The 11,124-nt window shown below is 70.3% G+C and carries 10 protein-coding genes; 5 read left to right on the plus strand and 5 right to left on the minus strand.

Annotated features, from left to right (window positions below; all coding sequences use genetic code 11):
- A partial coding sequence (locus EV148_RS18570; protein ID WP_158287522.1) for a hypothetical protein occupies positions 1 to 591 on the plus strand: 591 nt, incomplete at its 5' end.
- A 191-nt stretch (positions 592 to 782) separates the two neighbouring features.
- Here EV148_RS18570 and EV148_RS16950 read toward each other — a convergent pair.
- Genes EV148_RS16950 through EV148_RS16960 form a run of 3 tightly spaced genes read right to left on the minus strand, consistent with a single transcriptional unit; the run spans position 783 to position 3,605 of the window.
- Positions 783 to 1,649, minus strand: a complete 867-nt coding sequence (locus EV148_RS16950) for an arginase family protein (protein ID WP_132000043.1) — start codon at positions 1,647 to 1,649, stop codon at positions 783 to 785.
- Positions 1,627 to 2,745 (minus strand): GNAT family N-acetyltransferase, encoded by a 1,119-nt coding sequence (locus tag EV148_RS16955; RefSeq protein ID WP_132000098.1) that lies wholly within the window; start codon positions 2,743 to 2,745, stop codon positions 1,627 to 1,629. The genes EV148_RS16950 and EV148_RS16955 overlap by 23 nt, the downstream gene beginning before the upstream one ends.
- Positions 2,745 to 3,605: an alpha/beta hydrolase gene (locus EV148_RS16960; RefSeq protein WP_132000044.1), complete on the minus strand. Its 861-nt coding sequence runs from the start codon at positions 3,603 to 3,605 to the stop codon at positions 2,745 to 2,747. Before EV148_RS16960 ends, EV148_RS16955 begins: the two co-directional genes overlap by 1 nt.
- Before the next feature lie 138 nt (positions 3,606 to 3,743).
- On the opposite strand from EV148_RS16960, the gene EV148_RS16965 reads away from it, so the two are divergent.
- The 3 genes from EV148_RS16965 to EV148_RS16970 all read left to right on the plus strand — a co-directional run bounded on the left by EV148_RS16965 (position 3,744) and on the right by EV148_RS16970 (position 4,922).
- Complete coding sequence (locus EV148_RS16965; protein WP_132000045.1) at positions 3,744 to 3,923, plus strand: hypothetical protein; 180 nt, start codon at positions 3,744 to 3,746, stop codon at positions 3,921 to 3,923.
- Between the two features lie 154 nt (positions 3,924 to 4,077).
- A complete protein-coding gene (locus EV148_RS18575) occupies positions 4,078 to 4,242 on the plus strand; it encodes a hypothetical protein (RefSeq protein WP_158287523.1) in 165 nt (54 codons plus the stop codon).
- Between the two features lie 104 nt (positions 4,243 to 4,346).
- Entirely contained in the window at positions 4,347 to 4,922 is a 576-nt protein-coding gene (locus tag EV148_RS16970) for a Maf family protein (protein WP_132000046.1), read from the plus strand.
- 62 nt (positions 4,923 to 4,984) lie between these two features.
- On the opposite strand, the gene EV148_RS16975 is transcribed toward EV148_RS16970, so the two are convergent.
- Entirely contained in the window at positions 4,985 to 6,913 is a 1,929-nt protein-coding gene (locus EV148_RS16975; RefSeq protein ID WP_132000047.1) for a winged helix-turn-helix domain-containing protein, read from the minus strand.
- A gap of 118 nt (positions 6,914 to 7,031) precedes the next feature.
- Positions 7,032 to 9,371 carry a winged helix-turn-helix domain-containing protein gene (locus EV148_RS16980; RefSeq protein ID WP_158287524.1) on the minus strand — a complete coding sequence of 780 codons (2,340 nt, stop codon included), beginning with the start codon at positions 9,369 to 9,371 and terminating at the stop codon, positions 7,032 to 7,034.
- Between the two features lie 208 nt (positions 9,372 to 9,579).
- Between EV148_RS16980 and rng the strand changes: the two genes are divergently transcribed.
- Entirely contained in the window at positions 9,580 to 11,109 is a 1,530-nt protein-coding gene (gene rng, locus EV148_RS16985) for a ribonuclease G (protein ID WP_132000049.1), read from the plus strand.
- Positions 11,110 to 11,124 lie beyond the last annotated feature (15 nt).

An 11,124-nucleotide genomic window follows, 5' to 3' on the forward strand; every position in this document is an offset into this window, starting at 1 on the left:
ACGCCGGCGCCGGTGGTGCCGTGCTCGGCCGCGGACACGATCTTCTGTGACGGGTTCGACCCGGCGGCAGGTCCGTTCACGCAGCCGATCCAGGACCCGAGCTTCGAGGAGACGACCGACGACGCGGGCGTCAATCCGGAGTGGGAGAGCCTCGATGGCAACCCGGACGCCGACGGCGGCACGACCTTCTACAGCGAAGAGAACTTCGACATACCGACGCACAGTGGCGGGTTCGCCGCGTGGTTCGGCGGCTGGGGCGGCGGCGTGGAAACACAGCACTTCGCGCAGAGCGTGCCGCTGCCGGATGGAGGTCCGCTTTACCTCAACTACTGGCGCTTCGTCGTCGACGGGCCGGACGTGCCGTCGAACCTGGTGGTCTCGGTGGACGGCGTCGCGGTGCAGACGACCGACCTGAGCACGCAGCTCGACGACGACTACGTGCTGCAGTCGATCGACATCAGCGCATACGCCGACGGCGGCAGCCACGTCATCCGCTTCGAGTACCACTACGACGACACCGGTTCGACGGACGGCGACACGCTCATCGACGACGTCACGATCGACCGCACGCCGACGCCGATCGCGCACTGATCGCGTCGCGCCTGCAAGCGAAAAGGGGGCCTTCTTCGGGAGGCCCCCTTTTCTGTGCTTCGCCACGAAACCCCGGTTGCGGGGCGCGTGCTTCGCCGTCGCCGCGTGCGCCATGCAGGAGCGCCCTGTGGGCGACCGCAGCATTGCGATGCTTGGCGCGCACAGGGTGCGCTATCGCTCCGCGTGCAGCCTCAGCGCGCGGCGTCGACCCGTGCGAGCAGGCGCAGGTTCAATGCGTGCTGCTGCGCCTGCCAGGCGGCGAGCTGCACGGGATCGATCGTCGGCTGCTCGTCGAGCGCGCTGAGCCTGCGTTTCCACCACGTGGAGTACCGATACGCGGAAACCTCGCCCGTGACGTCGCTGGCAACGAGACGGCCACGCAGGGCGTCGATCGCGCTGAACAGATCGGTGTCGAGCAGGCAGCCCTGGTCCCAGTTCGTGCGCGCGATCGCCGGATCGAGCACGTCCTTGTCGATCGACAGGTAGACGGCGCGTGTCGCGCCGCGCTGTTCTTCGACGAAGCGGTCGAGCAGGGACGCGCGCGAGTCGAATGCGCGAAACGCCGTCGCGAGGCCCCAGCGCGCGGCCCAGCGCGTGTCGACGCCGATCGTCCAATAGGTGAGCTTGCGCCGGTGCAGCGGCGCGAGGTAGTTCTCCCACGCGTGGGCACGCGACACGTCGGCCGAACCGATGCCGAGCACGTGCACGTGGCCCACGTACGGCAGCAACGCGACCTTGCGCACCCACGAGCCGCAATGCACGCCGAACGGGAAGCGCATGTTGTCAGGGTGGTTGTCGAACACGACGACGTCGAACGGCGCACGCGCGGCGCATCGTTCGATCAACGGCCAGCTGAGGTGGTGGTAATCGCCGCTGCCGAGGAACACCGTGCCGTGCTCGCGCGGCAGGCGCGCGTCGAGCTCCGCCGCGAATGCGCGCAGCGTGCGTAGCGAACAGCCGAAGCGGATCGCCTCCTGGCGGTCGGCAAAATCGACCACGGTGGCGCCGGGCAGGGCGCCGACCGAATGATCGAAGTCAAGGACGAGCGGCGCGGCCAAGTGCGGCCCCCTCGTCGGCCTTCGCGTCGGCCCAGGCGCGATCGCTTTCGAAACGCGATGCGACACGACGCAGCAGCGCGCGCAGCATGCGGCTGCGTGGCCGCACCGCGTGGCGGGTGAAGGTGAAGCGCGCGCCGAGATAGGCCTTGATCTCCGGATCGGTCCAGCCGGCGATGTAGCAGCACAGTTCGTGCCGGCGCGCGTATTCGAGGTTGTGCATCCAGCTGACGAAATAGAGATTGTGCTCGCGCGCCGCCGGATAGGAGAAGCCGACGTACTTGTCGACGAGCGCTTCGCCGACGCGGAAGCAGAGGTTCCAGCCGATCATGCGCCCGGCATGGCGATAAACGACCATGATGCCGCCGCTGCCGGCGTCCTGCAGCAACGCGTCGAAGAACGCGCGGCTGAGCCGGTCGAAATGGATCTCGCTCTGGGCGTACACCTCGAGGTACAGCGCATAACAGGCCTCGCGCAGCGCGGCGTCGGCGAACGCGGACCCGGTCGGGATCTCCTCGATCCCGAGTGCGGCGCGCGCACGCAGCTTGCGCCGGATGTCCTTGCGCCGGGCCGGCGACAGGCGCGAGAGGTAGTCGTCGGCCGATTCGAAGTCGATCGGCACCCAGGCCAGCGCCTGGCCTTCGAGCAGCACGAAGCCGGCGCGCTCGCACGCGGCGGCGATCGCGCGTGCCTGCGCATTGCTCGCCTGGTCGAGCAGCGGTGATTCCTGTGGAATGTCCTTGACGATGAGGAAGGGCTGGCGCGCTGCAGGCTCGGCGAGCCATTCGTCGACGAGTGCGCCGGCCTCGGCGCCGGCGGGGAACAATGCGTACTCGGACACGGTCGTGCCGACGAAGCACGTGCGCGGCCGCAGCAGGCGCCCCCACCAGCGATACAGCGGCAACCCGGTCACGCGCCTGCGCAGATCGTCATCGGCGGTCGTGAGGAGGTCGAACGGCGCGACGAAGGCGGGCGTGCCGGAGCGCATCTCGAACGCGGCGAAGCCGTCCGGCGGGTGCGCGAGGAAATGGCCGACCAGCGCGGGCGGCTCGAGCAGGTTGCGGAATCCGGTGGCGGACGCGCCGCACGCGCTCTTCATCATTCGGCCACGGTTGCGAGGCGCGGGATCGACGCGGGCATGGGTTGGCGTTGTTCGGCGATGCGCCGGAAGAACGTGGCCGAATGCTCGACGAGCTTGCCGCGCTCGCGGTCGACGGTGACCATGTGGTAGCTGTCGTCCAGCAACAAGGTTTCCACCGGCGCACCGATGCCGCGCTGGATCGCGCGCACGTTGCGCAACGAGGCGACGTCATCGTTGGACGAATGCGCGACGAAGCAGGGTGCGCGCACGCGCCCGAGCCGGCGCCGCACGCGGCGCGAGAGACGCTGGAACTCGGCGAGTGAAGGCCATGGGAAGCCGGCGAGGCCTGCCGCCTGGCTGTCACCGGACAGCATCGCGCCGACGACGCGGTTGCGGATGCGCTCGTCCTTGATGCCATACGGTTCGACTTCGGCCGAAACCTTCCGGCGGCCGAGGCCGAGCGAGGTCAGCAAGGGCAGCAGGAACGCGAGGCGGCCGATTGGCGGCGTGGCCCAGCCGTCGTGGAAGAAGGTCGTGCCGTACAGGCCGAGGCCGTCGACGTCATGCGGGCGATCGATCGCGAGCTCGAGGGCGAGGATCGCCCCCATCGACAGGCCGGCGACGAACAGATGATCGACCTCCTCGCGCAGGCGCTGCGCCGCCTCGACGACGCTCGCGTACCAGTCGCGCCAACCGGTCGCGAGCAGGTCGGCGTCGTCGCCGCAATGGCCGGCGAGCTGCATGCCGAGCACGCTGAAGCCGGCACGATGCAGGCCATTGCCGACGAAGCGCATTTCGGTCGGCGTGCCGGTGAGGCCGTGGATCAGCAGCACGCCGGAGCGACCGCCGCGGAGGTGGAATTCGGAAGGCTTGATCATCTCGCTCGACGACGACGCGGGCACCCATCGGGCGCCGATGAGGCAAGCATCGCGTGAGCGTCTTTCGCATGGGTTTCGCGGAACGGGGTTGGCCCGACCCTTGCTTCGACTCATCCGTCACCGGATCCAGAGCCCGTCATGAGCCGCCTTGCCCATTTGTGCCATTCGTCGTTCGCCAGCCTGCATGCGCTGTTCCCGCTGCTCGGTGCGCTCGTCGCGACGCGCGCAGGCGGCGACTGCATCGCGAAGGCGATCCCCGGGCTCGGCGCGTGCACGAGCACGTACTGCAAGCCTGAACGTCGCATCGCGATCCGCTGAGGCGATCCGACCCGGTGAGTGTCAGATTCGCGCGCAGCGCGTCAGGTACGGCGCATGCCTTCCCTCCGGCCACGGCCGATTGCCGCGCATCGCGCGCGGCATGAAACTTGCTGAATCTGTTTCGAAACACTCCGGCGAGTCTCAGGGGGACTCCATGAGCTACGACATCCTCAAGAGCCTCGGGCTCGATCACCTCGACGCGAGTTCGCCCGATTTCGTCAAGACGCTCGAGCGCATGCAGCGCGAAGCGTTCCAGAGCCTGCAGAAGGAAGAACCGCGTCGCGACGCGGGCGATCACCCGGAAACGATCGTCGGCTGAGACGCTTTACGTACGTTTCCGCGTCCGGCGTGCGGGTGCAATGGCTGCCGCAACCGGTATAGTCCGGCCGCGCCGTCGCCGACGGCCCGAGCGAACGGACACGCATGCCCATCCATCTTTTCCTCGCCTCCCGATCGCCGCGCCGACGCGAACTGCTGCGCCAGATCGGCCGGTCTTTCGACGTGGTCGACGTCGACGTGCCCGAACGGCGTGAGCCGGATGAATCGCCCGAGGACTACGTCAGTCGCGTCGCGCGCGAGAAGGCCGGCGCGGGCTTGATGCAGGTCGCCGCGGTGCACGATGCGGTCGTGATCGGCGCGGACACCGAAGTCGTGCTCGATGACCATGTGTTCGGCAAGCCGGCCGATGCGGCGGATGCGGCGGCGATGCTGCGGCGCCTGTCCGGGCGCCGCCATCGCGTGCTGTCGGCGGTCTGGTGCATCAGCGCCGGGCGCGAAGAGCATGCGCTCAGTATTTCGACGGTGGAATTCGCACCGATGTCGGAGGCGGACATCGCCGCCTACATCGCGACTGGCGAGGCATTCGGCAAGGCGGGGGCCTATGCGATCCAGGGGCATGCTGCGGCCTACATCAGCCGTCTCGACGGCAGCCACTCGGCGGTCATGGGGCTGCCGCTGCACGAAACGTCGCAGCTGCTGCGTCGCTTCGAGCACGGCTGAAGCGGCGGCCGCCCCGGCCTGCGTCGCGGTGGACACGCCACGCAGGCCCATCGACGGGTGGCTCAAGGCGTCGCATCGAAACCGTAGGCGAAGATCGCATCCGCGGGTACCACCAGCAGCACGACGTGCGTCGTCGCGTTGGCCGACAGCTCGCCGTCGCTGGCAGCCACGGTCACGTCGCACTCGCCGCCGGACTGCGGGTTGGCGGCAGCGAGCCGCACGGCACCCGTCACCGAGTCGATCGTGAACAGCCCCGGGCATTGGCTGGACAGGCCATAGGCGATCGCGGCGGGCACGCCGTCGTCGCTGGCCGCGGCCGTGAACACGAGCGTACCTGCCGGCGCGGCGGGAGCCACCGTGTACTGCGCGGCGAGCACGAGCGTCGGCGCCTGGTTCGGCCGCGATTCGTAGGCGCCTATGTCGACCCGGCTGCCGACCACGCGCGTGCGGCCGGCGGCGTCGCGACTGCCGGTGCCGGCCGCCGGGTTCGCGTTGCCCGCGTCGACGAGCGGCGAGTCGGCGCGTGGCGTCGGGTTGCCGGGCGCGACGAAGCCGGGATCGCCGTGAGTGATGTTGGTCGGGTGCGGCAGCTGGAACGGCGTCCACACGTCGATGTGGCCGGTGTGCACGTGATCGAGCCAGACGTCGCCGCCGCTGCCCTCGATCCAGACATTGTCGCTGGCGGTGTTCGGGTTCCGTCGTCCAGGATGCCCATCATCAGCCGGATGTCGTGTTCGGCCGGGCTCGCGCAGCGCTTGTTGCCCCACGAGACGCTGTTGCCGATGCGGATCACGCCGCCTTCGGTCGCGCGCGGTTCCAGCCCGGAGACGTAATCGAGGTAGAACAACGTGTTCGATGTCCTGGGGTCCTGGCACGCGGGATTGGTGTCCATGCCCGTGACGCTGATCTGCGACAGGAGTGACACGCCGTCCTGCTCGCTTTTCACCATGAGGCCGGCATTGCCGAGCGCGCTGGACTGCCGGGCCGAGATGTTGCGCATCGTGAGCGTCGCGCCGATGTTGCGGATCAAGCCTGCGGCGTTGCCGTTGTTCGGCGCGTGGCAGCCGCGGATGTCGAGCCGTTCGAGCAGCAGTTCGTTGGTCTCCAATCCGACCAGCGCGTTGAGGCAGGCGCTTTCGGGCGTAGGCGTCGCGCAACGGCCGTGCGCGCTCGCGCGCACGCGCGAGCCAGCGATCGGCCTCGGTGGCGTCGCCGGCGCCGACCGCCCACAGGCCGACCAGCAGCGCCGGCCATGGCGTGCGCGCGTCGCTGTCGTCGAGCGTTTCGAGCAGCGCGCGGGCACGCGCGCGCTCGCCGCCGTTGTCGTGCCGCAACGCCTCGCCGAGCAGGCGCGTGCCGTCGTCGTGTGCGGCGTGCACGTCGGCGTCGCGGATGCCATAGCTCTCGTCGACCCACGCACCGCCGCCGGGTGGCCAGGCGCGCAGAACGAGCGCGAGCACGATCACGGTGAGCGCGACCAGGGCAGCGCCGTACCAGCGTGCACGACCACGATCGCCCGCTCGCCCGGGCTCGACCGCCGCGGGTGGCGGTGGAACGGCCGCGACGGCCATCGACGACGCGTCGTTCGCGACGTGGGTTGCCGTCGCGTCGATGCGGGTGGCGATCGCAGGCGATGGCGTGTCGACCGCCGCGGTGGACTCGCGTTGCACCTGTGCATCGAAGCGGATGCCGACGCCGCGCACGGTGACGATGCGCTCGCCATGCGCGCCGAGTACGGCGCGCGCGCGGAAGATCGCCTGAGTCAGCGCTTCGTCGGAAACGATCTGCCCGCCCGGCCACAGTCGCGCGCTGAGTTCGTCGCGCGAGAGCACGCGGCCGGGGGTCTCGCACAGCGCCAGCAGCAGGTCGAACGCGCGCCGCGACACCGCGCGCTCGCGCGCGCCGACGAACACGCGACGGCCTTGCGGCTCGATCACGACGTCGGCGAAGCAATAGCGGCAGGGGGCCACCTCGGGGATTCCTGCGCCCATCGGTCATCGTAGCGGTCGTGCAGCCGGTCGCGGCCGATGCCGTCGGCGATCCTGCCGACATCGTCGCGCATGGCGTAGCGGTCGCGCCTGCCGCCGCGCCAGCCTTGGCGTACGCGATTCAAGGCGTCGCGGGCGCGGGTTCGGATACCGCGAGCTGCGGCGCGCGCTGGAGGCGGTCGAGCCGCGCCTGCTCGGCGTCGGCTTCTTCGTCGCGGTGTGCGCTGCGCAGGGCGCGCACGTGCAGGGCGATCGCCTCGGGGTGCTGTCCGAGCCAGGGCTTCCATGCGTCGCGCAGCAGCAGGTCGTCGGGCGCACCGGCGGCGACCTGCCAGCGACCGAGCTGGAACAGGCTCGCCTGCGCGGCGGGGCCGGTCGCCGCCGGCGCGCGATCGAGTCGGGCCGCGAGTTCGTCGCGGGCGCCCGCGGCATCGCCGTCGACGAAGCGCACCTGCGCGTCGAGTAGCGGCAGCCAGGCCGCCCATGAACGCGCGTCGGCCTGCGCGATCGCGCGGAAGGCGTCGGCGGCTTCGTGCGCGGTCTTCGCGTCGCCGTTCGCGGCGGCCGCCGCGACGATGTCGGTGAGTACCGGGGCGAGGCTGCGTGCGATGCCGGCTTCGGCGTAGGTCGCGCGCGCGGCGGCGTAGCGACGCAAGGCGTCCGCGAGGTCGCCGCGCCGCGCCGCATGCAGGCCGAGCGCCCAGTCGAGTTCGGCCTGCCAGTACGGGTTGTGCTGGCGCTCGGCGGCGTTGCGTACGCGCCCGGCGAGGATCGCGATGTCCGCATCGCGATCGAACGGCGCGAGCACGCCGAGCAACTGCAGGCTGGCCAGCATCTCGAGCTGCACGTCGCCGCGCCGTCGGGCGAGCGCGAGCGCCTGCTGCAGCAGCGTCGCCGCATCGAGCAGGCGTCCCTGGTTGGCCTCGGTCGCGCCGAGGCTGGCGAGCGTGTGGCCTTCGAGCGTGGCGTCCCCGGCCACGCGCGCGGCGTCCAGCCCCTCGCGCAACTTCGCGCCCGCCGCGGCCGCGTCGCCGGCGCCGTTGTCGACGGCGGCGAGGTTGACCAGCACGAGCGCCTCGCCGCGCCGGTTGCCCGTGCCGCGCGCGAGGGCGAGCGCGCGCTCGAACAGCGCTCGCGCCTCGTCGAAGCGGCCGCGCTCGTCCTCGACCGACGCCTGCGCGACGAGCAGGTCGGTGAGCACGAACGGGCGGCTTTCGGAGACGTCGGCGAGCGCCGCCTGCAGGTGCCGCGCGGCGCCTTCGAGGTCGCCGCGGCGGAACGCGAGTGAACCGAGCTGCCGTTCCGCCGCGACCAGCAGTTCCTCATCACCCTGCTCGCGCGCGGCGGCGGCAACTTTCGCCGCGTTGTCGGCGCTCGCCTGCGCGTCGCCGGCCGTGCCCTGCGCGATCGCGAGGCCGAGGCGTGGCCAGGCGAGGGCCGGGTCCTGGTCCAGGCAGATCTCGAAGTACCTGCGTGCGCCCGCGGTATCGCCATGCAACTGCGCGTCGAGGCCGCGCGCATAGGCTTCGGCGAGGAACGCGCTTTCGATGCCCTTGTGGCGCACGTCCGGCAAGGCGGCGAGGCCGAGCCAGCGGCGTACCTGCGCGACCGCGTCGACTGCGAGCGGGGCAGGCGCGCTGCCGTGCAAGGTCTCGCTGCGCTCGGCCGCGCCGGCGCCGACCAGGCGCAGGTCGAGTTCGTACAGCGATCCGACGCGGCGCAGGCGCGTCGCGACGAGGTGGGTCGCGCCGAACGCCGCACGCAGCGCGGCGACGCCATCGGCGTCGAGCACGCGCGCCGCCTTGTCGCTGGCGAGCACGTCCTTCGCCGGCACCACGTCGATGCGAGCGTCCTCGCCGAACAGGCCGGCCATGAGGCCCATGAGGCCACTGCGCGTCCAGGCGAGGCCATCGTCGCCGCTGCGATCCTCGATCGGCAGGATCGCGATGCGCGTCCCGGTCGCGGAAGACGTGTCGACCGGGGGCGGGAAGGAGCGGTAACCGAAGATGCCGGCGAGCAGGAGCACGCAGGCGCAGAGCACTGCCCAGGCGAAGCGTCGCGGGCGTCGTCCCGGTGCGGGCAGTTCGACCGCACGCGCGGCCGGGGCCGCCGGCGCCACGGCGGGCGGCGGGGTCGCGGGCTGCGCATCGGTGAGTTCGACCACGTCGGCGACCCAGCGCAATCCGCGCCCGTGCACCGTGCGGATCACGCGTTGCGCGTCGCCGTCGTCGCCGAGCGCACGCCGCGCCTTGCGCAGCTGCTGCGACAGCGCCGCGTCGGTGACCGGGCGCTCGCCCCACAGTGCGGCGTTGAGTTCGCGCTTGTCGAGTGCGCGACGGCGCTCGCGCAGCAGCAGCGCGATGAGGTCGAACACCTTGGCCTCGACTTCCACCGGCGTGCCGCCGTGCAGGATCTCGCGCGCGTCGAGGTCGATCAGGATGTCGCCGGTTCGGTAACGCAAACGTGCAACCAGGGATCGGGAGGGGGCGAGCCGCGCAAGTCTACACGGGCGCATGGCCGCGACCGCCCGGCCCGGCGGCACGGGGCCGGTTTTGACGGTGCCCCGAAAGGTAGCTTTGCAAACATTGCCCGACATGCGACCGGTGCATTCGACAAGAAGGCCGCCGTGAAGCTATAAGTCGCTTCAACTTACGCCTCCAAGTCCTTACATGTCCGAAGAAATCCTGATCAACGTGACCCCGCGGGAAACGCGCGTCGCCCTGGTCGAGAACGGCATGCTGCAGGAGGTCCACGTCGAGCGGGCGAGTCGTCGGGGCTACGTCGGCAACATCTACAAGGGCAAGGTCAGCCGGGTCATGCCGGGCATGCAGGCCGCCTTCGTCGAAATCGGCCTCGATCGCGCCGCCTTCCTGCATGCGTCCGACATCGTGCGACCGCACGCGACCGTGACCGGCGAGAATGGCGAGGCCGCGGCGGCACCGTCGCCGCCGATCACCGAACTCGTGCGCGACGGGCAGGACATCGTGGTCCAGGTGGTCAAGGACCCGATCGGCACCAAGGGCGCGCGCCTGACGACCCACCTCTCGATCCCGTCGCGTTACCTCGTGCTGCTGCCGTACAGCAAGGTGCTCGGTGTCTCGGTGCGCATCGAGGACGAGGCCGAACGCCAGCGTCTCAAGGACATGCTCGCCGCGCTGGCGACCGCGATCGATCCGGGGCCCGCGGCCGTGCCGGCCACGCCCGCCACGCCTGCCGTCCCGCGCCTCGGCTACATCGTGCGCACGAACGCGGAGGGCCAGTCGCGCGAAGCGCTCGCCGAGGACATCGACTACCTCGGCAAGCTGTGGGCGAACATCCAGGAACAGATGGCGCGCACGCGCGTCGGCGAGCGCATCTACGAAGACCTCAGCCTGCCGCTGCGTGCACTGCGCGACCTCATGCGGCCATCGATCGAGAAGGTGCGCATCGATTCGCGCGAGACGCTCGAGCGGGCGCAGCGCTTCGTTTCGCAGTTCATGCCCGAGTTGGCCGAGCGGGTGGAGCATTACCCGGGCGAGCGGCCGATCTTCGACCTGTACGGCGTCGAGGACGAGATCCAGAACGCGCTCAAGAAGGACGTGCCGTTGAAGTCGGGCGGCTACCTGATCGTCGACCAGACCGAGGCAATGACGACCATCGACGTCAACACGGGCGGCTTCCTCGGCACGCGCAACCTCGAGGAGACGGTGTTCCGCACCAACCTCGAGGCCGCGCAGGCGGCGGCGCGTCAGCTGCGCCTGCGCAACCTCGGCGGCATCATCATCATCGACTTCATCGACATGACCGACGAGGAGCACCAGCGCCAGGTGCTGCGCCAGCTGCAGAAGTCGATGGCGCGCGACCACGCCAAGGCGACCGTCTACGACATGTCGCCGCTGGGCCTGGTCGAGATGACGCGCAAGCGCACTACCGAAAGCCTCGAGCGTCAGCTGTGCGAGCCGTGCCCTGCCTGCAGCGGACGCGGCAGCGTCAAGACCGCCGAGACGATCACCTACGAGATCTTCCGCGAGATCACCCGCGCGGTGCGCCAGTTCGACGCGCAGCAACTGCTCGTGCTGGCCGCGCCGAAGGTGGTGAATCGCATCCTCGAGGAGGAGTCGGTCGCGGTGGCCGAGCTCGAGGAGTTCATCGGCAAGACGATCCGTTTCCAGCCCGAGGAGCACTATTCGCAGGAGCAGTACGATGTCGTGCTGCTGTAGCGCCGCGGCGGAGGT

The sequence above is a fragment of the Dokdonella fugitiva genome (assembly GCF_004342425.1).
In the GTDB taxonomy this organism is placed as follows: domain Bacteria; phylum Pseudomonadota; class Gammaproteobacteria; order Xanthomonadales; family Rhodanobacteraceae; genus Dokdonella_A; species Dokdonella_A fugitiva.